This is a genomic window from Zongyangia sp. (assembly GCF_965361945.1).
Genome location: NZ_CBDTOK010000026.1, coordinates 14,340 through 40,438 on the forward strand (window position 1 = coordinate 14,340; position 26,099 = coordinate 40,438).

23 protein-coding genes are annotated in these 26,099 nt (G+C 49.2%); 17 read left to right on the forward strand and 6 right to left on the reverse strand.

Going from position 1 to position 26,099, the window contains the following annotated elements; all coding sequences use genetic code 11:
• Nucleotides 1-3: 3 nt before the first annotated feature.
• The 4 genes from ACZ25G_RS01540 to ACZ25G_RS01555 are packed head-to-tail and all read left to right on the forward strand — an operon-like array spanning nucleotide 4 to nucleotide 2,291.
• Nucleotides 4-960 (forward strand): ComEC/Rec2 family competence protein, encoded by a 957-nt coding sequence (locus tag ACZ25G_RS01540; protein WP_463681302.1) that lies wholly within the window; start codon nucleotides 4-6, stop codon nucleotides 958-960.
• A gap of 13 nt (nucleotides 961-973) precedes the next feature.
• Nucleotides 974-1,207: a DUF3006 domain-containing protein gene (locus tag ACZ25G_RS01545; RefSeq protein ID WP_463681303.1), complete on the forward strand. Its 234-nt coding sequence runs from the start codon at nucleotides 974-976 to the stop codon at nucleotides 1,205-1,207.
• Nucleotides 1,200-1,802 (forward strand): flavin reductase family protein, encoded by a 603-nt coding sequence (locus tag ACZ25G_RS01550; RefSeq protein WP_463681304.1) that lies wholly within the window; start codon nucleotides 1,200-1,202, stop codon nucleotides 1,800-1,802. The genes ACZ25G_RS01545 and ACZ25G_RS01550 overlap by 8 nt, the downstream gene beginning before the upstream one ends.
• Nucleotides 1,803-1,817: 15 nt before the next feature.
• Nucleotides 1,818-2,291, forward strand: a complete 474-nt coding sequence (locus tag ACZ25G_RS01555) for a hotdog domain-containing protein (RefSeq protein ID WP_191483206.1) — start codon at nucleotides 1,818-1,820, stop codon at nucleotides 2,289-2,291.
• Nucleotides 2,292-2,375: 84 nt separating this feature from the next.
• Here the strand turns inward: ACZ25G_RS01555 and ACZ25G_RS01560 are convergent, their stop codons facing one another.
• The 3 genes from ACZ25G_RS01560 to mtaB all read right to left on the reverse strand — a co-directional run bounded on the left by ACZ25G_RS01560 (nucleotide 2,376) and on the right by mtaB (nucleotide 8,723).
• A complete protein-coding gene (locus tag ACZ25G_RS01560) occupies nucleotides 2,376-3,080 on the reverse strand; it encodes a TVP38/TMEM64 family protein (RefSeq protein WP_463681305.1) in 705 nt (234 codons plus the stop codon).
• Nucleotides 3,081-3,591: 511 nt separating this feature from the next.
• On the reverse strand, nucleotides 3,592-7,329 hold the full coding sequence (locus ACZ25G_RS01565) for a phosphoribosylformylglycinamidine synthase (RefSeq protein ID WP_463681306.1): 3,738 nt from the start codon (nucleotides 7,327-7,329) through the stop codon (nucleotides 3,592-3,594).
• Between the two features lie 104 nt (nucleotides 7,330-7,433).
• Nucleotides 7,434-8,723: a tRNA (N(6)-L-threonylcarbamoyladenosine(37)-C(2))-methylthiotransferase MtaB gene (gene mtaB / locus ACZ25G_RS01570; protein WP_463681307.1), complete on the reverse strand. Its 1,290-nt coding sequence runs from the start codon at nucleotides 8,721-8,723 to the stop codon at nucleotides 7,434-7,436.
• Between the two features lie 239 nt (nucleotides 8,724-8,962).
• On the opposite strand from mtaB, the gene ACZ25G_RS01575 reads away from it, so the two are divergent.
• The 12 genes from ACZ25G_RS01575 (at nucleotide 8,963) to ACZ25G_RS01630 (ending at nucleotide 19,690) form a co-directional block, all read left to right on the forward strand.
• Nucleotides 8,963-9,190: an HPr family phosphocarrier protein gene (locus ACZ25G_RS01575; protein WP_191482975.1), complete on the forward strand. Its 228-nt coding sequence runs from the start codon at nucleotides 8,963-8,965 to the stop codon at nucleotides 9,188-9,190.
• Nucleotides 9,191-9,331: 141 nt separating this feature from the next.
• A complete protein-coding gene (locus tag ACZ25G_RS01580; RefSeq protein WP_463681308.1) occupies nucleotides 9,332-9,991 on the forward strand; it encodes a hypothetical protein in 660 nt (219 codons plus the stop codon).
• A gap of 378 nt (nucleotides 9,992-10,369) precedes the next feature.
• Nucleotides 10,370-11,647, forward strand: a complete 1,278-nt coding sequence (locus ACZ25G_RS01585) for a D-alanyl-D-alanine carboxypeptidase family protein (protein ID WP_463681309.1) — start codon at nucleotides 10,370-10,372, stop codon at nucleotides 11,645-11,647.
• A gap of 151 nt (nucleotides 11,648-11,798) precedes the next feature.
• The gene (locus ACZ25G_RS01590; RefSeq protein WP_191482978.1) at nucleotides 11,799-13,136 is read left to right on the forward strand and encodes a glucose-6-phosphate isomerase; all 1,338 of its coding nucleotides are present in this window, start codon (nucleotides 11,799-11,801) and stop codon (nucleotides 13,134-13,136) included.
• A gap of 144 nt (nucleotides 13,137-13,280) precedes the next feature.
• Nucleotides 13,281-13,688: a hypothetical protein gene (locus tag ACZ25G_RS01595; RefSeq protein ID WP_191482979.1), complete on the forward strand. Its 408-nt coding sequence runs from the start codon at nucleotides 13,281-13,283 to the stop codon at nucleotides 13,686-13,688.
• A gap of 230 nt (nucleotides 13,689-13,918) precedes the next feature.
• Complete coding sequence (locus tag ACZ25G_RS01600; RefSeq protein WP_463681310.1) at nucleotides 13,919-14,815, forward strand: diaminopimelate dehydrogenase; 897 nt, start codon at nucleotides 13,919-13,921, stop codon at nucleotides 14,813-14,815.
• A 125-nt stretch (nucleotides 14,816-14,940) separates the two neighbouring features.
• On the forward strand, nucleotides 14,941-15,435 hold the full coding sequence (locus tag ACZ25G_RS01605) for a YceD family protein (RefSeq protein ID WP_463681311.1): 495 nt from the start codon (nucleotides 14,941-14,943) through the stop codon (nucleotides 15,433-15,435).
• 61 nt (nucleotides 15,436-15,496) lie between these two features.
• Entirely contained in the window at nucleotides 15,497-15,679 is a 183-nt protein-coding gene (gene rpmF, locus ACZ25G_RS01610; RefSeq protein ID WP_191509639.1) for a 50S ribosomal protein L32, read from the forward strand.
• 164 nt (nucleotides 15,680-15,843) lie between these two features.
• Complete coding sequence (locus ACZ25G_RS01615; protein ID WP_463681312.1) at nucleotides 15,844-17,166, forward strand: DUF512 domain-containing protein; 1,323 nt, start codon at nucleotides 15,844-15,846, stop codon at nucleotides 17,164-17,166.
• 90 nt (nucleotides 17,167-17,256) lie between these two features.
• Nucleotides 17,257-18,579: a ribosome biogenesis GTPase Der gene (der, locus tag ACZ25G_RS01620; RefSeq protein ID WP_463681313.1), complete on the forward strand. Its 1,323-nt coding sequence runs from the start codon at nucleotides 17,257-17,259 to the stop codon at nucleotides 18,577-18,579.
• Between the two features lie 52 nt (nucleotides 18,580-18,631).
• The gene (plsY, locus tag ACZ25G_RS01625) at nucleotides 18,632-19,270 is read left to right on the forward strand and encodes a glycerol-3-phosphate 1-O-acyltransferase PlsY (protein WP_463681314.1); all 639 of its coding nucleotides are present in this window, start codon (nucleotides 18,632-18,634) and stop codon (nucleotides 19,268-19,270) included.
• A 102-nt stretch (nucleotides 19,271-19,372) separates the two neighbouring features.
• Nucleotides 19,373-19,690 (forward strand): heavy metal-binding domain-containing protein, encoded by a 318-nt coding sequence (locus ACZ25G_RS01630; RefSeq protein WP_191482990.1) that lies wholly within the window; start codon nucleotides 19,373-19,375, stop codon nucleotides 19,688-19,690.
• Nucleotides 19,691-19,836: 146 nt separating this feature from the next.
• On the opposite strand, the gene ACZ25G_RS01635 is transcribed toward ACZ25G_RS01630, so the two are convergent.
• From ACZ25G_RS01635 to ACZ25G_RS01645, 3 genes are read right to left on the reverse strand one after another with little or no spacing between them, the layout of a single operon-like run.
• Entirely contained in the window at nucleotides 19,837-20,892 is a 1,056-nt protein-coding gene (locus tag ACZ25G_RS01635) for a hypothetical protein (protein ID WP_463681315.1), read from the reverse strand.
• A 2-nt stretch (nucleotides 20,893-20,894) separates the two neighbouring features.
• Nucleotides 20,895-21,497, reverse strand: coding sequence for a 5-bromo-4-chloroindolyl phosphate hydrolysis family protein (locus ACZ25G_RS01640; RefSeq protein ID WP_463681316.1), 603 nt, complete (start codon nucleotides 21,495-21,497; stop codon nucleotides 20,895-20,897).
• The gene (locus tag ACZ25G_RS01645) at nucleotides 21,497-23,095 is read right to left on the reverse strand and encodes a substrate-binding and vWA domain-containing protein (RefSeq protein WP_463681317.1); all 1,599 of its coding nucleotides are present in this window, start codon (nucleotides 23,093-23,095) and stop codon (nucleotides 21,497-21,499) included. The genes ACZ25G_RS01640 and ACZ25G_RS01645 overlap by 1 nt, the downstream gene beginning before the upstream one ends.
• Before the next feature lie 415 nt (nucleotides 23,096-23,510).
• Between ACZ25G_RS01645 and ACZ25G_RS01650 the strand changes: the two genes are divergently transcribed.
• On the forward strand, nucleotides 23,511-26,099 hold a 2,589-nt coding region (locus ACZ25G_RS01650), incomplete at its 3' end, for a beta strand repeat-containing protein (protein ID WP_463681318.1).

Consider the following 26,099-nt stretch of genomic DNA (forward strand, 5'->3'; position numbering starts at 1 on the left):
CAGGTGGGCCGATACAGAAGAAAGCGGCGGACCCTTCTTGGATTCATTGGGGGGATTTTGGCCCTCCTTTGTATCCTGGTGACGGTGGCGTCTCATACACAGCTGCCCTTTCCCATGCCCACCTGGGACGACATTTTCCAAAAGGCTGGGCTGAGCGAAAGCCAGTCGGTCATCGGCGGCGATATGGAGGACGGCATCTCCGTCCACATTATCGATGTGGGCCAGGGGGAGAGCATCCTGATCAAAACCGATGGCGGCAATGTGCTCATCGACGCGGGAGAAAACGATCAGGGCTCTGTAGTGATGGATTATCTCCAAAGCCAGGGCGTGGATACCATCGATGTATTGGTGGGGACGCACCCACATTCCGACCACATTGGCGGTGCGGATGACATAATCGAAAACATGCAGGTCACACAGGTCATGATGCCTGACATTCCTGACAGTATCATGCCCACCACCAAGACATTCCAGGATGTGCTCACTGCTACCAAGGATCAGGGGCTGGAGCTTACGGTAATAGAGCCTGGGGATTCCTTCGATGTGGGTGGCGCCCACTTTCTGGTATTGGGCCCGCTTCAGGAGTATGATGATCTCAACAATATTTCCGCAGTGCTGAAGATGACTTACGGAGAGCGGTCCTTCCTCTTCACCGGGGATGCTGAGAAGAAAGCAGAGGATGATATGGTGGCTTCCGGGGAAGACCTTTCCACCGACGTGCTGGTGGCGGGACATCACGGCAGCAGCACATCCTCCAGCCAGGAGTTCCTCAATCGAGTAAACCCCAGTTTTGCGGCCATCTCCTGTGGGGAGGGCAATGATTACGGACATCCCCATGAGGAGACCCTTGCCCGTTTCGCGGCCATGGGGGTTGAAGTCCACCGCACGGATTGGGAGGGTTCCATTGCCTTTCTGACCGACGGGGAAAATATAGCGGTGGAAACTCAAAAAGCTGCGTAAGGAGGAATTTTTGGTGCAATCTATAGGTATCGACCGCATAGAAGGAACCATTGCAGTCTGCCAGGAGGAGGACGGTACACGGCGGGAAATCCCGGTGGACCTTCTCCCGCAGGGCGCCAAGGAAGGGGACTGGCTCCTTTTTGACGGAAAGGATTACTTTCCAGATCCCCAGCAGACAAAAAGAAAACGGGAAGCAGCTGTGAACCTGTTTCATAGACTAAAAAAAGGGGGGAGAGGCCATGGGTAAGGTCCTTTGGAATCCGGGGACCCTTCTGGGACCGGTGCCGCCGGCCCTTGTTACCTGCGGCAGTGTGGAACAGCCCAATGTCCTCACCGTGGCCTGGACCGGTATTGTCAATACAAAGCCTCCCATGACCTATGTATCCATCCGCCCCCAGCGATACTCCTATGGCCTGATCAAAGAGTCGGGGGAATTTGTCATCAATCTGACGACAGCCGCTTTGGTTCGCGCCGCCGACTTTTGCGGGGTTAAAAGCGGCCGGGATATGGATAAACTGGCCGCCTGCGGTCTAACGGCCCTTCCGGCCGGGAAGGTGTCGGCGCCGGTTTTGGGGGAAAGCCCCCTGAGTTTGGAATGCCAGGTCAAAGAAATCATAGAGCTTGGCACCCATCACATGTTCCTAGCGGAGATCTTGGCCATGGACGTGGAGGAAAGCCTGATTGACAAAGAGGGAAAGCTCCATTTGGAACGTGCCGGACTTGTGGGATACGCGCACGGTACCTACTACGGCCTGGGAGAGCGTTTGGGGACCTTTGGCTATTCGGTGCGCAAACGCCCCCCAAAAGGGCGCGGACACAGGCCGGGCCGGCGATCAAAATAAAGGAAGGAGATCAGAATGCAAGCAGAAAAAAGAGTTTCCGATTCTTATACAGAACAAATCCATATTCTTATGCCCCAGCATATCAACGGTTACAAGCGGCTTTTTGGCGGTGTGCTGATGGAGTGGATCGACGTATTAGCCGCCGTGGTGGCGAGAAGGCATGCAAACTGCAACGTGACTACAGCTTCGGTGGACAATCTCCAGTTTAAGGCGGCTGCCCATGTCAACTCCACCATCTTCATGTCGGGACGGATTACCTATGTGGGCCGTACCTCCATGGAGGTACGGGTAGACACCTTTGTGGAAAGTCTGGACGGCAATCGAAAGATGGTCAACCGTGCTTACCTGGTCTTTGTAGCCTTGGATGAAAATGAACATCCGGTGCCGGTGCCTCGGCTTATTTTAGAGACGGAGGAGGAGCGGCAGGAATGGGAGGCAGGAGCTAAACGCCATGCCCTGCGAAAACAGCGCCGTTTGGAAAATTATTGATTAGACCGGCTTTACGGATGACAGAGATATGAAAGCGATAAAAAAGGAGGGACATCATGTCCCTCCTTTTTCGGAGAAAAAATATTATTTACTTTTCTTTTGCAGCTTGGCCATCATTTTTTTGTGGATGAAAATGCCGGCAATACCGATTATTCCCACCCCGGCAAAGACCAGGACGGAGGTTAGGATGTTCCCCTCGACGAAGGAGGAACCGATAAAGGTGGAGGAAATTACCGAAGGGATCCGGGCGAAGAGGGAAAGAAGGAGAAAACGCCCCATCGAGATGGGGGTAATCCCCGCCACATAGGTCAGCACATCCTTGGGGGTGCCGGGGATAAAGAACAAGAGGAAAATCAGGGTTTCCAGCCGGGTGGTGTTATGCAAAAATTTGTAGCTTTGCAATTTTTCTTCGCTGACAAATTTGGTCAATAAGGGGTAACCAAATTTGCGCACAGCCAAAAAAATTCCTCCGGATCCTAGAAGCAATCCCAGATAACAGGTGAGAAGCCCACCCCAGGTGCCAAACATGGCGCCTGCCAATAATTCAATGGGTTCGCCTGGGATGACAGCGAGAACCACCTGCAGGATTTGCAGCCCTAAAATGATAAAGAAACCGCCAATTCCAAAGGAACGCAGGGTATTTTTAAAATTTTCCAGATTTTCTGGCTTTGCCAGGGAAGAAACAAAGGGAAATGCAGCCACTGTGGCACCGATGAGGACGACGATGACAAGGACAAGGGCCACAATCTGCCAAGGCGTAAGCCGGCGTTGCTTTTTTTCAGATGACATACAAAACGGCCTTTCTCTGGTGAAACGGTCTGAAAAAATACAGATATCTGTATTTTTTGGACAGATATTACACCATCATTTTCTTTGCAATTTTTGCGACTTTGCGCATACACTATGAATGTCCCGCCGGGACAATTTCTTTGAAAACAAAGTGAGAGAGCCCTCTGCGCTGGGTCAAGCGGTGCAAACGCTCACAATGCGGGATATTGCCCCCAACCGAGGGACTTTTTCTGTACCGTCCAGCCCGCGGGTCTCGATGTTGCCAAGTTTTTATTGTTTTCCTCCGACTCTTTCTGATTCTGATAGGACGAAAATAAGGTATGTCAAACAGTATACTTGTTTTTTGTGGTCCTGTGAATGGCTCAGGTAAAAATTTCAAAATTATTTAAGAAGTCCTTATCTTTTTTGAAATCTTTTACGCGATTCCGGTGAGACAAACAAAAAACCCAGCGTATTTTATACGCTGGGTTTTTATTTTATCTAATGATACATAATGTTGTCACAAAAACACTTATCTTGCGAAATAATCCACGGCGCCTTGGAACATTTTTTGATCAAAATCGCCGGGGACATTCTGGAATACACCTAGGCTGTATCTCTCTGAATGGCCCATTTTACCGAAGACCCTGCCGTCAGGAGAGGTAGCGCCTTCGATGGCGTGGACAGAGGTGTTGGGATTAAAGCGGATATCCAGGGTGGGATTGCCGTCAAAATCCACATACTGGGTAGCGATCTGTCCGTTGGCCTCCATAGTGCTCAAAAGCTCCTCAGAGGCGATAAACCTGCCTTCGCCGTGGGAGATGGCGATGGTGTGGATATCATCCACCTTGGTGTGCATCAGCCAGGGAGATTTGTTGGAAGCGATGCGGGTGCGAACCAGCATGGACTGGTGTCGGCCGATTTTGTTATAGGTAAGGGTCGGGCAGCTTTCGTCCATATCTCTGATTTCACCAAAGGGAATCAGCCCCAGTTTGACCAGCGCCTGGAAGCCGTTGCAGATACCGCACATCAGGCCGTCCCGCTGTCCCAGCAGGGTGTGAACCGCCTCTTTGATGGAGGGATTGCGGAAGAAAGCGGTAATGAACTTGCCGGAGCCATCCGGCTCGTCACCGCCGGAGAAACCGCCGGGGATGGCAATGATCTGGCTTTCGCCGATGAGTTTGGCCATCTGGGCCACGCTATCCTCAATTTGAGAGGGGGTCAGGTTGCGGATGACAAAGATCTCCGGCTTGGCGCCCGCCCGCTCAAAGGCCCGGGCCATGTCGTATTCACAGTTGGTACCGGGGAATACGGGAATCAGCACCTGAGGTCTGGCCACCTTTTGGGCCGGTGCAGGCCAGGAGGAAGCGGTAAAGGAGAAACGCTTTACAGCTTCTGTCCGAGGTGTAATGGTCCAGGGGAAGACAGGGTTGAGCTTCTGCTGCCAGGCATCCTGCACCTGCTGCAGATCCACGACGCCATCCGGGGTTTCGATGCGATACTCGGAGATGGTCTGACCGATAACTTTGCCCACAGCCGGAGCACCTTCGGCCATTTCCAGGAGGAAACCGCCGTAGAGGCCATCCCAATACTCAGAAATATCCAGGCTGGCGGCTTTGCCGTCGGTAAAGCGGAAGCCAAGGCCGTTGCCGAAGCACATTTTGGCGACAGCCTCAGGCACGCCGCCGTAGGAAAGGGCCCAGGCCGCTTTGACCTGTCCGGCGCTGATGGCGGCTTCTACCTGGTTCCAGATGGATTTCAGATCGTCAAAGTCCACCAGGTGGTTGTCGTCATAGCGGGGAGCGATCAGGCAGACGTTGTGTCCAGCCTCCTTAAAGTCGGTGGAAACGATATGGCTGGTGTTGGTCACAGATACAGCAAAAGAGGTCAAGGTGGGGGGGACATCCAGATCTTCAAAAGTACCGGACATGGAGTCTTTGCCTCCGATGGCGGCACAGCCCAACTCCAGCTGGGCCTTCAAAGCTCCCAGCAGGGCGGACATCGGCTTACCCCAGCGCTCTGGATCGTTTTTGGTCCGCTCGAAGTATTCCTGGAAGGTCAGCCAGCACTGTTTATAGCTGCCGCCGGCGGCGATGACCTTGGCGATGGATTCTACGACCGCCGCCATGGCTCCATGGTAGGGGCTTAAGGCACTTAGGTCAGGGTTGAAACCCCAACCCATGATGGAGCAGGTGGCTGTTTCCCCAGAAAGGACAGGCAGCTTAGCGGCCATGGCCTGGGACGGGGAAAGCTGCCGTTTGCCGCCATAGGGCATGAGTACGGTGCCGGCGCCGATGGTGGAGTCAAAGCGTTCCACCAAGCCTTTCTGCTGGCAGACGTTGAGCTGGCTTAAGTGCGCGCACCACTTACCGGTGGTGTCGCCGATATATGCTTTTGCTCCAGCAATAACTTCTGGAGCTGGAATCTTCATGGTGGTATGTTTAGAAGCGCCGTTGGAATTTAAAAATTCTCTGGAAAGATCAACGATGACGTTGCCGTTCCATTCCATGGTCAGCCGGGGCTGTTCCTCTACCACGGCAACAACGGTGGCCTCCAGGTTTTCTTTGGAAGCGGCGGCGATAAATTCGTCTACATCCATTTTATCGACGACCACGGCCATCCGCTCCTGGCTTTCACTGATGGCAAGTTCTGTGCCGTCTAAGCCGTCGTATTTTTTAGGCACGGCGTCCAGGTTGATCCGCAGGCCGTCCGCCAATTCTCCGATGGCTACTGAAACGCCGCCGGCGCCAAAGTCGTTGCACCGCTTGATCATCCGGGTGACCTTGGGATCCCGGAAGAGCCGCTGCAGCTTTCTCTCCTCCGGAGGATTGCCCTTCTGGACCTCTGCACCGCAGGTTTCCAGAGACTGGAGGGTGTGGGACTTGGAGGAGCCGGTGGCGCCACCGCAGCCGTCCCGGCCGGTGCGGCCACCCAGCAGGATGATGATATCGCCAGGGGCGGGACGTTCCCGCACCACATTTTCTTCCGGAGCAGCGCCGATGACCGCGCCGATCTCCAACCGTTTGGCCGCATAGCCCGGATGATAGACCTCGGCTACATGCCCGGTGGCAAGGCCGATCTGGTTACCGTAAGAGCTGTAGCCATTGGCGGCTGTCACCACCAGCTTTTTCTGGGGAAGTTTGCCCTCCATGGTTTCGGAGACAGGGACCAGAGGGTCCGCGGCGCCGGTGACCCGCATGGCCTGATAGACATAGCTGCGGCCGGAGAGGGGATCACGGATAGCGCCGCCCAAGCAGGTGGCCGCGCCACCAAAGGGCTCAATTTCGGTGGGATGGTTGTGGGTCTCGTTTTTGAACATGAGGAGCCAGTCCTCCAGCTTTCCGTCCACGTCCACCTTAATTTTGACAGAGCGGGCGTTGATCTCCTCCGACTCATCCAGATCCTGTAGTTTTCCTTGGGCCTTCAGGATCTTGGCGCCGATGACCGCCAGATCCATGAGGGTCTGTGGCTTATTCTTGCCCTGTTTGGTGTAAAGCTCATCCCGATAGTGAAGGTAGGTATCGTAGGTCTCTTTAATATAAGCCGGCTGGATTTCCACGTCGTCAATGTTGGTGAGGAAGGTGGTGTGGCGGCAGTGGTCGGACCAGTAGGTGTCAATCATCCGAATCTCAGTGATGGTGGGATCCCGATGTTCGGTATTTTTAAAGTAATCCTGGCAGAATTTGATGTCATCTTCATCCATGGCAAGACCGTAATATTTCACAAAATCTGCAAGCTCCTGCTTGTTCAGGTGGATAAAGCCTTCCAGGGTTTCCACTGTGGTGGGAATGTCATAGGGGATCTGGAGGGTGTCCGGCAGATCCAAGCTGGCCTCCCGGCTTTCTACCGGGTTGATGAGATGGTGTTTAATCTGGGCAAACTCCCGATCGGAAATGGGGCCGGAGAGGATATAGACCCGAGCGGTACGGACCAGAGGACGGTCCTTCTGGGTGGAAATCTGGATACACTGGGCACAGGAGTCGGCTCGCTGGTCGTACTGTCCCGGCAGATATTCCACCGCAAAAATCCTGTCGTTTTGGGAAATGACAGGCAATCCGGCGGAGATGGTGTCCACCTGCGGCTCGGAAAAAACGGTGTGCTTAGCGTTTTCAAAGTCGGTTTCATCGATGTTTTCTACATCGTACCGATTGAGAATGCGGACACTTTTTACACTGTCCATGAGCAGGGAGGTTTTCAGATCCTGGAGTACCGAATCTGCCTCGACGGCGAATTTGGGCTTTTTCTCTACATAGATGCGATAAACAGCCATTTTTGTTACTCTCCTATTATCGTGTTTTCATTTGGGATGAAAAAGCCTCCCGCCTAGGGGAAGGATAGGGAGACTTAGCGTTTTGTATGAAAAGGCGCCTGCCTTTACTCCAATAATTTTCCCTCGCAGGTTTCCCCGTCGTTGCCGCCGATCTCTACAAGATGAAGAGAACCCTGCAGACTGATGGGGGAGGATACCCGCACAGGGGTGTAGTTTTTGGTATAGCCTTCATAGACACCATGATGGCCTGTCTCAAAGAGGACCTGTTCGATCAGCCCATTTTGCCGGTCCAGAAAGGCTTTGCGGGTTTTAGCAGCGGCGGCCATCATCTGATGGGAACGTTCCTCCTTGACCTTGGTGGGTATCTGCCCTTCCATGGAGGCCGCCCGGGTACCAGGACGGATAGAATAGGCGAAGACATGGGCTTTTGCAAGCTCCACCCGCTGGACAAAATCCAGAGAAGCGGCAAATTCTTCCTCTGTTTCGCCGGGAAAGCCCACCATGACATCGGTGGTAATGGCACAGTTGGGAAAGTGGGCGCGCAGATCGCCGACAATCCGCAGATATTCGGCGCTGTCATAGTGCCGGTTCATCCGCCGGAGGGTTTCATCACAGCCGCTTTGCAGAGACAGGTGAAACTGAGGGCAAAACTTAGGCTGTGCGGCCATCCGCCGGATATCGTCGCCGGTTAAAAGCTCCGGTTCCAAAGATCCCAGCCGCACCCGCTTGACACCGTCAATGGAACAGGCCAGTTCCACCGCGTCGATAAGCCGGCATCCCAGATCCCGGCCATAAGAGGAAAGGTTGATGCCCACCAACACGACTTCTTTGTAGCCATTTTGGGCAAGGGCGGAAAGCTCTGTCTTTAGCTCCTGCAAAGGCTTGGAGCGGATAGGCCCCCGGGCAGTGGGAATAATGCAATAGGAACAATACCGGTCGCAGCCATCCTCGATTTTGACAAAGGCCCGGGTTCGTTCCATAAAGGAGGAGGCGGACATGGGTTCGAAAGCCTCTCCCTTGGCATGGGGGGTGATGTCCACCACCCGCTCTCCAGTGGCCATTGCCTTTTGCAGGGCGGGAAAAATACTTTTGCGGTTATAGGAGCCGGTGATGACATCCGCCTCGGTGATCCCTGCGGCTTCCTCGGGAAAAGCCTGGGGATAACAGCCGGTGAGGACTACTAAAGCGCCGGGATGCTCCCGCTTCATCTTCCGGATGGACTGCCGGGTCTTTTTGTCCCCAGTAGCCGTGACGGTACAGGAATTGACTACATAGACGTCGGCACCGTCGGGAGAATCCGTCACATCGAAGCCATTGTGGGAAAACAATTGGGCAAGAATTTGAGTTTCATATTGATTGACCTTGCATCCAAGGGTGGTAAAGTGTACTCTCATAATACCCCCTGATCAAAATTGCTTCAAAAGCTGAAAAAATATCTTTAAAAATTATTTTCAAAAAATTTATCAAATTTGCACCTATTTTGGATACTATTATTATAAACAATACCATAAGCTTTTGCAATTAGCAGTTGACTAAAAACTGGACTGCTGATATATTGTAATTATAGCTATTTTCCAAAAACCAACGGACAACTCCGTTGGCATGACAGAGGTAAAATAAGGAGGCAGACAGTATGAAAGAGATCACAATCGCGCTCAAATCCATTGACGATGTAAAGGAATTCGTGAAAATCGTGAACATGTATGACTTTGATGTGGACATGGTTAGCGGCCGGCACATTGTTGACGCTAAATCCATCATGGGTATCTTCAGCCTGGATTTGTCCAAGTCCATCAAACTCAACATTCATGCTACCGACTGCGACAAGTTCCTGGATGAGATTAAAAAATTTGCGGCATAAATCACGAAGAAAAATAGACCTGCAAGGGAGAGGCTACATAGGGAAGTAGCTTCTCCCTTTGGTTTTACATAATACGCTTGCCGATATTTTTACTTTACTTGTATATTCGACATATGAATTTCAATTTCAGGAGGGCATAAAGTGATAAAGAAATTCAATAGGATTGAAGGTAGATACATAGAAAAAATCTATGGGCAAGATAGATTTGGATATTCTCAATCTGATTTTGAAGATTTGTATGACTTGATTAAGTGGGCTGAACGAGGAGGATATCAAGGTTCGGAATTACTAATTTATGATTTTCATAGTGGGAATGTATATAAACCTTTTGATAAAAAAAGAAATATTATTTATGGCGATCCCGTATACATAGAAGGGTTTCTATACTTTTTGCAAGGTGATTACGACAATAAGAAAGTAACCTTATACAGATATATCCCGGAAAAAGTTCTGGAAAAGGTCACGGAATTAAACATGGGGGAAGTGAACTTATATAATCTAATGATCATTGGTAATCCGCTCTATATTATCAGCCAAGATTCAGAAGAAGGTTTTCAGTGCTACTATCCGGATAAAATCTCATTTCCACTTAATGAGCATGAATCGGTAATTTTAATAGAAAATGGCAAGGTTTATTTAGAGACATGGGTAGAAGAAGGTTGGGATGATAAAAATGATCGTGCAACGGATGCATATAAATACTACAATCGCATCATTATAAAAGATTTTGCAGGCAATACTCTCTCAGAAGAGATTGGTTGCTTAAATAAATCGGTAGAGGGAGTTTGGTGGATTTCATAAATTTGCCTTTATCTATTAACAACTGAAGATATTAATACATAACCGAATGATTTTTTAAAAATCATTCGGTTATTTCCCTTTAAAAAAATTGTATGCCGATTATTTCAGCAAATCCATAAGAATAGCGAGCATCGGATTTTGATATCCAAATCCAAACAAGTCAAGAAATTTGGGTGATAACTTCTTTACGAAGCGTCTTCCAAAGGTATGGTTTTTTGTTTTTCCGAAGGCCGCATATCGTGACATTCTCCGCATAAACATGTACTAAATGAAGAAAAGCGGGCCATCCTTATAGAGACAGATGGCGACGGCTTTCAGCTAGGGCGCAGCGGTTATGAACCCAGTGCCCGGTTTTTCCTATGCAGCGGAGGTGCGGTGATGAAGGTGAAATCTCGTATAGCGGCTTGTCTTTTGATATGCGCTCTTTGTATCGGTGTGTTTTCCCCAGCGGCTTATGCCGCTGGAGAGGATGAGAAAACAGTGGCCCCCACGACCACAACGGTTGCGCCTGGTGGAGAGAGCACCCCTGAAACCACCCAGGAGAATCAGAAACCACAGGGGAGCGTCCAGTCCAGCCAGGAAGACAATCCAAACCAGGGTACAGTGGATATCAGATCTAAGTCGGTGATCTTGCTGGAGCAGTCTACCGGGGAGGTCCTGTATTCCTATAACCCGGATGAGCAATATCCTCCCGCCTCCATCACCAAAATTATGACCCTGCTTCTGGTCATGGAAGCCATTGACGCGGGAAAGATCACGGTAGACGATATGGTCATCTGCTCCCAACATGCGGCGGATATGGGGGGAAGCCAGATATGGCTGGAGCCCAATGAACAGATGAGTGTACACGACCTACTCAAAGCAACGGCGGTTTCCTCCGCCAATGACGCCGCCACCTGCCTGGCTGAATATGTGGCTGGCAGCGAGGAAGCATTTGTGGCGATGATGAATCAGCGGGCGCAGGAACTTGGCATGAAAAATACGGTGTTTAAGAACACCAATGGTCTGGATGCCGAGGGGCATCTGTCCACGGCAAGGGATATTGCCATTATGTCCATGGAACTACTCAAGCACCCCAAAATCTTGGAGTATACTACCATCTGGATGGACTCTCTCCGGGGCGGAGAAACCCAGCTTGTCAACACCAATAAAATGATCCGCTACTATGATGGGGCCACAGGGCTGAAAACCGGTACCACCGATGGAGCCGGCAGCTGCCTGTCTGCTTCCGCCACCCGAAATGGGATGACCCTCATTGCAGTGACTTTGGGCAGCGCTACCAGTGATGAACGTTTTTATACGGCAAAAAAGCTGTTGGACTACGGCTTTGCCAACTATGAGCTGGCAAATATCCAGCCTATGAGCGCGGAAACCCCGGTGAAGGTGACAGGAGGCGTGGAGAACGAGGTAACGGTGGAACCACAGCCTCCCGAACCACTGGTGCTGCCGAAAGGGAGATCCCAGGAGATCACCCAGGAGATCGAATTGATGCCACAGGTCAGCGCTCCTGTGGAAAAGGGGCAGACGGTAGGGAGGGTGATTGTCAAGCTGGGGGAAGAGGAAATCCTCACTTACCCTATGGTGGCGAGCCAAAGTGTGGAAAAAATGACTCTTCCGAGAGCACTGTGCATCCTTTTTAAAGCCATGGTTGGATAATCGCTCTAGAAATATGTGAAAACTCAACAAAAATATATCGAAGTGAAATCCAATACTTGAAAAATATGACCTGATAGAGTAAAATAAAGTATACCATCTAAAGGATGGTATCGGTATAAAAATCGACGGAAAAGCAGAAAGGGGAAGTCAAATGGCTGTCACTTTAAATACGAAACATCTGAAGGGTTTTATCATGGATCATGAGCTGTGCGGCATGCAGGCTCAGGTAGAAACGGCCCACCGCACACTCCACGAAAAGACAGGACTTGGCAATGATTTCTTGGGATGGCTTACCCTGCCCACAGACTATGACAAAGAGGAATTTGCCCGCATTAAAGCCGCGGCGGAAAAGATAAAAAAGGATAGCGATATCCTCGTTGTCATCGGCATCGGCGGTTCCTATCTGGGGGCCCGGGCAGCCATCGAGTTTCTCAAATCCCCACTTTACAACAACTTAAAGAAGGATACGCCGGACATCTATTTTGCTGGCAACAGCATCAGTCCTTCTTATCTTAATGACCTGCTTTCCATCTGTAAAGACAAAGACGTATCCGTCAATATCATCTCCAAATCCGGTACCACCACCGAACCTGCTCTGGCGTTCCGGATTTTCCGGGACTTCCTGGAGAAAAAATATGGTAAGGAAGGCGCAAAGAGCCGGATTTATGCTACCACCGACAAGGCTCGGGGAACGCTGAAAGAGCTTTCTGACAAAGAGGGCTATGAGACCTTCGTCATCCCCGATGACGTGGGAGGCCGTTTCTCGGTGCTGACGGCAGTGGGACTTCTCCCCATCGCCGTAGCTGGATGCGACATTGACGCGCTGATGGCCGGCGCCAAGGAGGCCCAGGACGCCCTGTGCGACACCGATCTTGCAAAGAATGACTGCTACAAATACGCGGCGTTGCGCAACTGCCTGTACCGCAAAGGCAAATCTGTGGAGCTTCTGGTCACCTATGAGCCCTGCTTTACCATGATGAACGAATGGTTTAAGCAACTCTTTGGCGAAAGTGAAGGCAAGGACCACAAGGGTTTGTTCCCCGCATCGGTTACCTTCTCTACCGATCTGCACTCTATGGGTCAATTTGTTCAGGATGGCTCCCGGATCCTGTTTGAGACAGTGGTCCATTTCGCAAAGCCACAGTCTGATCTGTACATCCAGCCGGATGCGGCCAACTTTGACGGGCTCAACTTCCTGTCGGAGCAGAACATGTCGGTGGTCAATCAGAAGGCTTTTGAAGGCACCATCCTGGCCCACACAGAGGGCGGCGCTCCCAACATGGTGCTGGAAGTGGGCGGTATGGATGAACATGAGCTTGGCTATCTGATCTACTTCTTTGAGAAAGCATGCGCTATTTCCGGCTATCTGCTGGGGGTCAATCCCTTCAACCAGCCGGGCGTGGAGGCCTATAAAAAGAACATGTTTGCCCTGCTTGGCAAGCCCGGTTACGAGGATTTGCAGGGAGAGCTCCTTGAAAAGCTGAAATAATTTGACAAGATGGGCCCAATATTGTATGGTTATGAAAAGAAGCTTTGATTTTCATTAAGTTAAGGTAAAATCTGGGCTAAGAAGTAAAAAATGACACTGTAAAAAAATGGGCGTCCTCGTCCATTTTAAAGGGAGGAATTTCACATGATAAAGCTAATCGTTGGAAATAAGGGTTCCGGAAAAACAAAGACATTGATTCATATGGTCAATGAAGCTGCGCAGACCTCCAATGGCAATGTGGTATGCATTGAAAAAGGACTGAAACTTACCTACGACCTGGATATGAAGGTTCGTCTTATTGATATTGACGACTATAATGTCAGCGGCAGCGATGCCTTTTATGGCTTCCTGTGCGGGCTTTTGGCCGGCAACTATGACATTACCGATCTGTGCATCGATGCAACCCTCAAAATTGTAGGCCGCGATCTTGCTGCTTTCGCCGCTATGGTGGAGAAGCTGGAAAGCCTCCATGGCCAGAATGTGAACCTGATCTTTACCGTTTCCTGCGACAAATCAGAAATTCCCGATTCCATTACAAAGTTCATCATCTAAGGATGGACTGTCCCGCTACTCCGAGGAAAAGGAGCGAAACCCATAGGTTTCGCTCCTTTTTTGCAGTTTCACCGCGAAATTCTCTTGACGGGCCAGAGGGGATGGGGTATATTGAAAACCGGAATCCCTTGGGGAGTGGTATCCGGATCTTTACCCTTAAAGAGACAAAGGGGAAAGATGGATACCTGAAATTTTGCACCGGATGGTGTGGCGAAAGGAAGGAACTGATCATGTTCAAAGCAGTCATTGTAGGCTACGGTAATATTGGTAAGTCGGTATTGGAGGCCTTGTATGCGGCTCCCGATTTTCAGCTGGTGGGGATTGTGCGCAGAAACGCCGCCGGAGAGCAGCCGGCAGAATTGAGAGATATCCCTGTGGTGGACGACGTCAACAAGCTGCCTGAAAAGCCGGATGTGGCATTTCTGTGCACACCTACCCGCTCGGTGCCGGAGGAGGCAAAAAAATATCTGGCGCTGGGCATGAATACGGTGGACAGCTTCGATATCCACACCAACATTTGGGACTTAAAGTGCCAGCTTGATCCCGTAGCAAAAGAACACGGAAAAACCTCCATTATCTCTGCCGGTTGGGATCCGGGTTCTGATTCCATGGTGCGGGCACTGTTAGAAGCAGCGGCTCCCAAAGGCATCACCTACACCAACTTTGGCCCTGGTATGAGTATGGGCCATACTGTCGCCGTCAAGGCCATTGAGGGAGTGAAAGCGGCGCTGTCTATGACCATTCCCCTGGGCACCGGCATCCATCGCCGGATGGTGTATATTGAACTGAAGGATGGGTATGCTTATGAGGATGTGGCAGCCCGGATCAAAGCGGATCCCTATTTTGTCAACGATGAGACCCATGTTATCGCAGTTGACAGTGTGGATGCCCTCCTGGATAAGGGACACGGTGTCCATATGACCCGCAAAGGCGTGTCCGGCACCACCCAGAATCAGCTGTTCGAGTTTGATATGAAGATTAACAATCCTGCCCTCACCGCCCAGATCCTGGTGGCCGTCGCCCGTGCCGGTATGAAACAGGCTCCTGGCTGCTATACCATGATCGAGATTCCGGTCATCGACATGCTCTATGGCGAAAAAGAGGACCTGATCAAACGCCTGGTTTAAAAGATAGATCTGTGCAGAGGCCGGAGAAGGAGAAAAGGGCAAAGAAATCGGAAAAAAGCCCAAGTTTCCGTTGACAAACCCTCGGCAGAATATTATAATAGATTCCGTGGCACAAGAGGTGAACTATGTTAATTGATCTAAAACAGCTCTTTGATGTGGAGGGCGAAGCTCTAAAAGTGGACTATGAGCTAGACCTTTCCGGGTGGGAGCTGGGACAAATGTGTCCGCTGAAAACACCTGTCGCTGTCCGCGGGGAGATTCGAAACCGCGCGGGTTTGGTAACGCTTCGCTATACTGCTGAGTTTGTGTATGACGGCGTATGCGACAGATGTCTGGAACCGGTGATCCGTCCCTTTGCAATGGAATTTGAACATGTTCTGGTCAGCCATGTGGAGGGAGAATACTCCGATGAGTTTCTCCTGGTGGAAGACAGAACACTTGCCATGGACGAGCTGGTGCAGTCGGATATCCTGCTGGAATTTCCCACTAAGATTCTTTGCAGGGAGGACTGTAAGGGGTTGTGCCCCCAATGCGGAACAAATCGAAACACAAAAGACTGCGGCTGTGATCAGGCCGAGTCTGATCCTCGCCTTGCAGCTTTAAAAAAGCTACTTCAATAATTATTTCATTTGACAGTGACGATGTTTCGTCGTGATTTCGCAGGTTAAGGAGGTGCTGAGCATGGCGGTACCAAAGAGAAAGGTTTCCAAAGCAAGACGCGATAAGAGACGCTCTAATGTATGGAAGATGGATGCTCCCGCTTTTTCCAAATGCACACAGTGCGGTGAGCTGAAACTGGCCCACAGAGTTTGCGGCAACTGCGGATTCTATAAGGGCAGAGAGGTTATCAAAAAGGAAGCGTAGTGAGTTTCCTCAAAGAACAGGGGAGGAGGATTCCTTCCCTGTTCTTTTGATTTTCGGGCAAAAATAAAAAGATCATGTAAGATATCTATTTTCATCGGCCCAGAGATTGTGTATACTAAAAGTAACGAATCGGGGCAAAAAGGGAATGAGGACAGGCTTTTTGTATGGGAGTATGGATTAAACAGGTGGAGTCAGGCTCTCCCGCCCAGAGACATGGGATTGAAGCGGGGGAGAAATTGCTGGAAATTAATGGGCATCCCATCGCTGATGTGCTGGACTACCGCTTTTATATGACGGAACGGCGGCTGCGGATCCTGCTGCAGCGGGCTGATGGCAAAGAGCGGATGGTGCGCCTTCGCAAGGATGAATATGAAGACCTAGGGTTGGAATTTGAAACCTACCTGATGGACCGGCAGCACAGCTGCAAGAATAAGTGCATCTTCTGCTTTGTGGATCAGATGCCCCCGGGGATGCGGGAGTCCCTGTATTTTAAGGATGACGATGACCGGCTCTCCTTCTTTTTCGGCAATTATATCACCATGACCAACCTCAGCCGCCAGGAAATTGATCGGATTATCAAGATGCGGATTAGTCCCATCAACATCTCCGTCCACACCACCGATCCGCAGCTGCGGGTGCAGATGATGAAAAATCCCAAGGCCGCGGATTCCCTGGAATATATTCGTCTCTTATGCGAGGCAGGAATCAAGGTCAACACCCAGCTGGTTCTCTGTCCCGGCATCAACGACGGCCCTTATCTGGAAAAAAGTCTGCGGGATTTGGGAGAAATGTATCCGGGGGTGCAGAGTATTGCCTGTGTCCCTGTGGGATTGACCCGTTTCCGGGAAGGGCTTTACCCCTTGGAGGGATATACAAAAGAGGGGGCGCGACAGGTCATCGAGACGGTCAATGCCTTTGGCGATCAATACGAGAGGCGTCTTGGCAGCCGGCTGTGCTATCCTGCCGATGAATTTTATCTCAAAGCCCAGTGGCCCATGCCGGACGCCGACTATTATGGAGAATTTGACCAGCTGGAAAACGGGGTAGGCCTTTTTGCCTCTCTGGAAAACGAAATCGACTTTGAGCTTCAAAATCCTGATGGACGCCGGGGAAGCGGGAAGCTTTGCACCCTAGCTACCGGCACGGGAGCCGGCCCTTTTATCCAGCAGATGGTGGATAAGGTAGCTGGGGTGTTCCCGGATGTAAGGGTGCAGGTTGTCCCCATTGTCAATCGTTATTTTGGGGAAAGTATCACGGTGGCAGGTTTGGTGACAGCTACCGATCTTGTCGACCAGCTCCGGGGAAAACAATTGGGCGATACCCTCCTCATCCCGGCGGTGATGCTCCGCCATGAGAAGGACCGCTTTTTGGATGATCAGACGGTGGAAGAGGTGGAGCAGGCTTTGGGCGTTACCGTCCGCCTGGTGGAAAATGACGGCCATGATTTTGTCGATGCCCTTTTGGGGGAAAAGTCGGCATATGAATAGAAAATATGGTGAGCGAACAAACTCTCATACTGTGAAATTTTGCGGTATGGGGGAAAACAGAGTGCCTTTCCAGGCAGTAAGGAGGCATTTATGGCAAAACCAGTGGTAGCAGTGGTGGGCCGGCCTAATGTGGGCAAATCCACCCTTTTTAATAAACTGATCGGAAAGCGTCTATCCATTGTGGAGGACACCCCAGGTGTCACCCGGGACCGGATTTATTCCGAGTGCGAATGGAGGGGCCAGCAGTTTATGCTGGTGGACACCGGAGGCATCGAGCCCAGAACCGATGATGTGATCCTTTCGCAGATGCGGCGGCAGGCGCAGCTTGCCATTGAAAAGGCAGATGTTATCATCTTGGTGGTGGATCTGAAATCCGGTGTGACCGCCAACGACGCGGACATCGCCATGATGCTGCAAAAAAGCGGCAAGCCTGTGGTGTTGTGCGTCAACAAATGCGATTCTCTGGGAGAAGTTTCCCCGGATTTTTACGAGTTTTACAATCTGGGCTTGGGAGATCCTTATCCTGTTTCCTCTGTCCATGGTCACGGCACCGGTGATCTGTTGGACGCGGTGTTTGAGCATTTGGATTTTGATAAGGAAGAGGAATATGGGGATGATTATATCAAGGTGGCGGTGATCGGAAAGCCCAACGTGGGAAAATCCTCCCTCATCAACCGGATTGCAGGGGAGGAACGGGTCATTGTTTCTAATATTGCGGGAACCACCCGAGACGCCACAGATACAGTCATAGAAAACGAGCACGGCAAATATGTATTTATCGATACCGCCGGCATCCGCCGCAAGAGCAAGGTGGAAGAAGCGGTGGAGCGTTACAGCGTTCTGCGGGCTTATATGGCGGTGGATCGGGCTGATGTGGCGGTGATCGTCATCGACGCCACCGTTGGCTTTACCGAGCAGGATTCCAAGGTGGCAGGCTATGCCCATGAACAGGGTAAAGGCTGTGTTGTAGCGGTCAACAAATGGGATGCGGTGGAAAAAGACGGAAACACCATGAACGAATTTAAAAAGAAGCTGGAGAACGATTTCAGCTTTATGTCCTATGTACCGTTCCTCTTCATTTCCGCGCTGACAGGACAGCGGGTGGAGAAACTATACGATCTCATCCGGCACGTCCATGAAAAGAATTCCATGCGTATTACCACCGGCATGCTCAATGACATGCTGGCCTATGCCACCGCCCGGGTACAGCCGCCGTCGGACAAAGGAAAGCGGCTGAAGATTTACTACATGACCCAGGCTTCCACCAAGCCGCCCACCTTTGTCTGCTTTGTCAACCGGGCGGAGCTGTTCCACTTTTCCTACCAGCGTTATCTGGAGAATCAGATCCGGGAGACGTTCCAGCTGGACGGTACCCCCATCCGCATGATTGTGCGGGAGAGGGGAGATAAATAGACCGGAAACCAATGCAACGGACGGATATGTCCGAAGAAGGAAGGGCGATTTAATGAATACTTTCTGGGCGATTTTGGCCTCGGCTGTCTGTGCTTATCTAATCGGGAGCATTAGCTTTGCGGTGATTGTCAGCAAGCTGTACTCCAAAAAAGATGTGCGGGATTATGGCAGCGGCAACGCTGGGATGACCAATGTGCTTCGCAACTTCGGCAAGATACCGGCAGCGTTGACCCTCCTAGGTGACTTTGGCAAGGGAATTGTAGCGGTGCTGCTGGGCAGGCTTTTCTTCTCTCTATTTGGGGTTACCTCTTTTGACGGGGCCTATGTAGCGGGCCTGTTTGCCCTTCTCGGCCATATGTATCCGATTTACTTTGGATTTAAAGGCGGAAAGGGTGTGCTGACCTCCGCTGGCATTATCCTGGTGATTAACCCAATCACCCTGCTGATTTTGTTGGCAGAGTTCCTCATCGCGTTTGGCATTTCCAAAATGGTGTCCCTGGGCTCCATTGTGGATGCCGTTTCCTACCCCATTGTCACCTATATTGTGTTGCGGGTAACGGGAGAACCTGCCCTGATTAATACCCTGTTCGCCGCCCTCATTGGACTGATCGTGCTGTATCTCCATCGGGAGAACATCAAGCGGATTATTGCGGGCACAGAATACAAGTTTGGACAGAAAAAAGAAAAGTAACCAAATTGTGACCAAAGTCCAATGGACAGCGGCCTTTGTCATTGTTACAATAGGGCTGTGGCTGTAGAAGATGGCCGCAATCATGATCGAAGGGGTGCAGAAATGATTATTGTGACAACACACACGGTTCCGGGAATGGAAATTGAACGGGTGGTCGGCCTGGTTCGAGGCAGCGTCGTGCAGTCGAAAAATATCGGAAAAGACTTCATGGCGGGATTTAAAAGCATGGTAGGCGGCGAGATCAGGGACTACACCGAAATGATGGACCAGGCAAGGGAAATCTCCATCAGCCGCATGGTGCAGCAGGCCCAGGCCTTGGGCGCCGACGCCATTGTGGGATTGCTCATTTCCACCTCTTCTATTATGCAGGGCTGTTCCGAGGTCATGGCCTATGGGACGGCTGTAAAACTAAAGGGCTGAGATATATTAAAAATTACAAAAAGCCGCGGGTTTTCCGCGGCTTTTGTCTATAATTTCGAAACCATCAAGAACGATATTTTTTGAAACGGGTGTAATACTTAAAAAATGACATGAGCAATTTTTTAGGTAATTAATATGTTTTACTTTTACTGAAGAGCCTGAATGATCTGCTCCATTGTATTGGCATCCGGCATTGGCGCTACCTGGGTGATTTCTTCAGCCAGTCCGGACACGCCGAAATTTTCGGCTCCAGTGGGGACATCATATACCCCGGTACGAAATCCGTGTTTTTCCCAAGCGATACGTTGAATGTCCTCGTCCAGTAAGGCATCGATTCCGACATTCCCGCTTTCATCCAAAGAGATATACACATGAGATGACCAGACGGTAGGCGTTGGGTAGAGCATAACAATATCTTTTTTTACCTGTTCCCATACTTCGGCATTGTTTACGGCAAACTCTAGGAGCTGGTTCTCGTATCCAGCAATCAAGGGCTTAGCGCCCATGCCTGTTTTTAAAAATTGATCAAATAGATCTGATGAAGAGCTTTCCATATATCCAAGTTTCTGAAAGATATTTTGCAACCTGGGGAGAATTTCATTAAGGTTATTCTCATCAGCTACACCATTGCAAAGGGTGTTAGCTAAAAGCCCGGCAAACATATTACCGGAATTTGATTTGGTAGGGTCGGTGGTCCCTACCGAAATACTACCATAAAGTTGCGAAAGCCCAATTTCTTCCCAAGTTGTTCCGGACTCAATGGCTTCTACCAGTTTTTTCATATCTACTGAATAGATGCCGTCTGATATACTAACAATTCCTTCAGCAATCATCGCCTGGGCTACTGCGCTGCGAGTATATAATACAATAGGAGTATTTAGAATAATTTCACTTTTCACTGGCTCACCGTTTGCCTGTTCATAAAGTTCCAATGCCGTCTGGTTGGAGGGGAACAAAAAATTCTTTCCTTCAACATCGGCGGTGATCATGTCAATGGAACCCAGTTTTGTGTAATCAATGGCTAATTTATACCTATCTTTCAAAAGATTCTGAATTTCTTCATCTTCTAGCAAGCCAATTTTTTCACCACCCACATAGCCATGGATCTCTGTAATTGTTTGACCGCTGCTGTACCATACATAAACAATGGCGGATATTACAACGATGGCTAGGATGCCCAATCCGAGTAACTTTGTTTTCATTTTCAATCCTCCATTTCCAAGGCGTTTTTCAGAAGTTCAATGTCGACTTCCACATCGAGAAGCTCTCCCTCCATCAGATGGGTGAACTGTTTTTCAAAAGCACTATTAAGCACTGGAAGCGCTTCTGCCGTCTTTTGGAGAATTGTTGTTACCTTCTCTGCATGTAGTTTTGTATTTTGCAAATCTACATACCGGCGGAGAAGTTTAGCTGCTGTGTCCAAGTAATAGGTAAAGAAACGACGTGCCAAATTGATCTTCGTAGGATTTTCTTTAAGATATAAAAGAATCCTTTTGCCAGTATCATACAATGTCTGAGCATCTACTTTAACAGAAGAGTCAGAGATGGATTTAATTGCGCTGTCAATCTCAATAAAATCAGCTTGAGCGTCTTCTAATAATTTTCGAATTTCCTCTTCTTCGGGTATAAACTCAATGGAGATACCAGCAATTTTTTGATTAGGCTTCAAAAGAAGGAACAAGCCAAAATATACGCCGATACATAACAGAATACAGAAGATCAAATTCCATTTTAGCAACAAAAACATCAGAAGAAAAAGTGCTGCCGCAATTATAGTGGAAATCAGCATCCTTGAGGTATCTTTCATCAGTTATACCCCTTTACGGTTTGGAATGCCTCAGTCAGGTTGTCGCGTCCATCAAATACCCGGGCATTGGTATATTGCGCCAATTCTTCTAGCTGATCTTCATCGGCGTCTCCAAACATAATGGAAAAGACGGGAATCTCTTTCCCCAACTGTGTATATACAGATTCGAAATCGTAGATGGAGCCGCCTGATTGCCCATCGGTCAGTAGAATGATGGCGGGGGTATATTGAGATAAGTCGAAATCCTGTAGCATTTTCAGCCCCTGAACTGCTGCCGCATACATATTGGTGCCACCCCCTACAGGCTGATTTTTTACTTTTTCATAAAGCGCTTCTAATTCGTCTCCGGCACCGGTAGCTGTATAAGTAGTAATAACACCACTATTAAAAGGTATTAGGATATTAACCTCATTTTTAGAGGCTTGGAGAAAGTTTTTAGCGGCGTTTTCTTGAATGAGCAATTGCTCCATAGCTTTTACCAACTGTTCGTTGCCGTCACCGCTCATACTGCCTGAATAATCCAAGCAGTAGATGTTAAGAGAAGGCTTTTTAAAATCGGTCTGATACAGATTTAAGCACTCAAACAATACATCTGCTGCCGGCATTTTGATAGGCGAAAGCACGCGATCAGGTTGTAGTCCCCAATCCGACCGAAATATGTCTTTGTTTTCCTCAGATACCCCGGTGTAACTCGAACGACGTCCAGTACGCTGAATTTCATTCTGCACATCTGTAGAGAGAAGATATTCTTGGAGCTTTAAAAACGCAGTTTCTTTCTTATCATCGTTGTGATCCACATATCCCAGTGGAGAATCCGCCAAGGAAAGCCCATCATAAGGATAGACCACATACAACGGTTCCTCACCGCGGGCCTCTAGCTCCTCGTTGGCCTGGATAATCAAGCATTCATAATTGACCATAGCATCATAATTGCCTTCCAAAAACATATTTTTTAGCCAATCTGAACTTCCAGAAGAACGATCGACACCGGAGAGTAGGTCACGCATTTGATTTTTTAAGCTTTCACTTTGTAAATCCTCTGAATTGATGACCTCTGGATTTCCTAAAAGTGCATATAGAAATCCAATGTAAGCGCTAGCACCAGAATTAGACTGGGTCGCACTAGTCATACAGAAACTGAGCGATCCATTTTGAATAGCTTTCAATAGATCATTTACTGATACCTCTTGATTTATAAACCCCAGATTTTCTGCCAGATTTTTACGGATGCCAAATACCACAGGGGTAATTGATATCGACTCTGTATGTTTGACCCGGTGGTTTGTGTCGCCGACCGTTAACCATAAACTACTGGCAGGCCATACAGCGTCATAAGGGATATTGTCTTCGCTTAAAAGACGCATAATGTCTAAAGAACCCAGATAGGTCATCTCAATGCGAATATTTTCTTTTTGTGCAAATTTTTCAAGAATAGGCTCTAATTCTGCGTTTTCAGAACCAGAAACAATTCGCAATACAGAACGGCCGTTGCCCAAAACTGTATCTGCCCCTCCGTCATCGCTGTCTTCAAAATAACAGCCTGTACATGACATGAGCAAAGCAGGAACTAAGAGCAGCAAAGCGATAATCCGTTTCATAAAAACACTCTCCTGTTACCGTCTTCTTAAAAACAATATCTGTCCCATTATGCAATATGTAATATTTATTCTACTGTTGCTTTGTCAAAATGTCCGTAAATCAAGATAAAGTTAATGTAAAATTTATTTATCATATATCCAAAGAGAGAATCACACCGTAGCCAGCGTGGTTTCACTTGAAAAATGAGAATCTCCATGGTAGAATTAAGCAAAGAATATATGAGACTGAGAAGATATTTGTTTCGTTTGAAAAGGTGGCGGAAGATATGTGTTCTAACAAGTTCGACATAGTCCCATCCCTTTTTAAAAGCAAAAGTATTGAAATTTCTGAAGGTGTGTTCTGCCCGTTTAAGTAGGGGTAAGAAGCGCCTTTTATGTTTTTTTCATAAAAATAAAAAGAAAGGAAAAAAGGAGCATGAAAAAGTCAAAACTGAGCAGAATGCTTGCGGCATTCCTAGTGCTGGTGATGGTACTGACGATGTTGCCGGGTACTGCGCTGGCAATCGAGATTGATCCGCAGGCAGACGAAACCGCCCCTTGCCAGATCACAGAGGGGTGTATCCTGGCAGATGGCCATGAGGGGGATTGTGTGGTGGAGGAAGAGCCAGCCCAAGCCCCTAAAGAAGAAAAAGTGCCGGTTGAACCTACAGACGACAGTGTGAATCTGTTGGCGAATGATGGTGTCAACACCCTAGAAGAGCTACAGACTGCCATTGCGACCGGTGGAGAAGTTGTTCTGAGCGGAGACATTGAGATTGGCGCTGCAAATACCTCGTTTAGAATTACAAACGAAGTGGTTCTCGATCTTGGTGGATTTTCGATTGTCCGCAATGGAAACAGTAGTAATCCGTTGTTTGATATTAAAAGCGGAGGTTCACTGACACTGAATGATTCACAGGGAACAGGTGCCATCAATAGTACCTATCCTGTTAAACTGTGGAGCGGTTCTACCTTTATCATGAATGGCGGCAGCATTACTTCGAGTCGAGGAGCCGCTGTGGATATTTTCGACAGCTCAGCCAATGTAAAGGTGGAAATCAACGCAGGTTCTCTGACAGCTAATGCGGATAATACCTTTGGCATTCGTGGAAGTGAGAACGTAACAGTTGATATTAAGGGCGGAACGATCACTTCGGAAACAAACCGTCTTGCTATGTATGTAAGTGGGAAAAAAGACGGCGCAATTGAAATCAACATCAGCGGCGGTTCGATCCAGAATGTAGGCCAAGCCATTCAAGCATACAGTGGCGCGGTTATTAATGTGTCTGGAAATGCAGAAGTTTACTCAGAGACAGGTACAGCGATTTCCACTCAGAGTGGTTATGGCGTGGTAGAATTGAATGTCACTGGCGGTAGTATTACCACCGACAGTGGTTATGGTTATGCTATCCAGGCCCGTGAGGAGAGTCAGGTCAACATCAGCGGTGGAACAATTGCTGGCGGCACGGCGGTACAGGTCAATGACAGCGCCACGGTGAAAGTTACTGGCGGTACTTTAGAGGGAACAAGGAATGCTATTGGTGAAGGCTCTGGAGCAACGCCTGATATCACAGTTACTGGCGGTACCTTTAGTCATGATATAAGCGGTTATTTACCCGAAGGCTTAACGACAGAAAGAGATGGGGATGGAAATTATATTGTAATAGGCCTAGATGCTGTCTATGTTGATGGTATTAACGGCGATGACACCAACACAGGCGCAGACGCTGAGCATGCGGTCAAGACCTTGGAACATGCACTGAACCTGGTAGCGGACGACGGCGTTATCTATATCTGCGGTACGGTAACGGTGGATTCTTCCCTTACTGTAAATGGTGCGACCATCAAACGTGCCGATAGTTTTAACGGGAAGCTGATCTCAATTGACGGATCCAATGGGAAGTTGACCTTAAGGAATACCACCATTGACGGTGGAAATGTGGAAGTCGCGTATGGTAGCTATCTCCTGTTTGTCACAAATGGCGGAACCCTGACCATTGAAAATGGCACTGAGATTTTGAACAACAAAACATCGGCTGTCTACGTGAATAACAACAGTTACCTTACCATGAATGGCGGCGCGATCAAGAGCAATTCCACCACTGATGGCTTTGGCGGCGGAGGAATTTGCAGCTGCGGCACCACCGTGATTAACGGCGGCGAGATTTCCAACAACACTGCAGACATAGGCGGCGGCATTCTCTCTGAGAGAGGTACTTTGACATTAAACGGCGGTCAGATCAAAGGCAACTTTGCAGCGCAAGGAGCAGGTGTGGCCGTAATTGCCGCATCGGCAGTTTTAGATGGTGCTGTTATTACCGAGAACGAGTCAGATTATTACGGCGGTGGTGTCTATGTACAAGGCATAACGGCCCCCGCGCAGTTTGAGATGAGGAGCGGTTCGATTATCGGCAACACCGCTATCGATGGAACAGGTGCTGGAATCTTCGGATATTATTATAACGCAGACACAATTATCCGGATTTCTGGCGGTACTATTAAAGAAAATGTGGCTACAAATGAGAAAATGGGCAGTGCGATCACTCTTTATGGATATAATGGGAGCGCTGCGTATCCTTCGCTCCAATTAAGTGGCAGTCCGGAAATTGCAGGTGATGTATTCTTCCAAAACGACTATGAAGATGGCTACGTTATTGAAGTCGTGGGAGAGTTCGATCCGGTGAATCCCATTGAGGTCACACGCAGCAACAACATATTTGATATTGTTGCTGTGGAGTATGCGGCTGGATTAACGCCCAATTTAAAGGACTTTGTTTCCGGAGCTATATTTGAGACATTTAGAATTGACGGTCAGACTCTCAAATGGGCTGATGCGAGCATCGTCTACTTCTACGATGAAAATGGCGACGAGTATAGGGATAACCGGCATGGGGTCATCGTGGACGGTAAGATCGATCCGGTAGATGCGCCGACGCCTACCAAGACGGGATATACCCTGGCGGGCTGGAGAAATCGTTCTACCGGCGAGATGTGGGATTTTGAAAACGATACGGTGAGCAGTTCC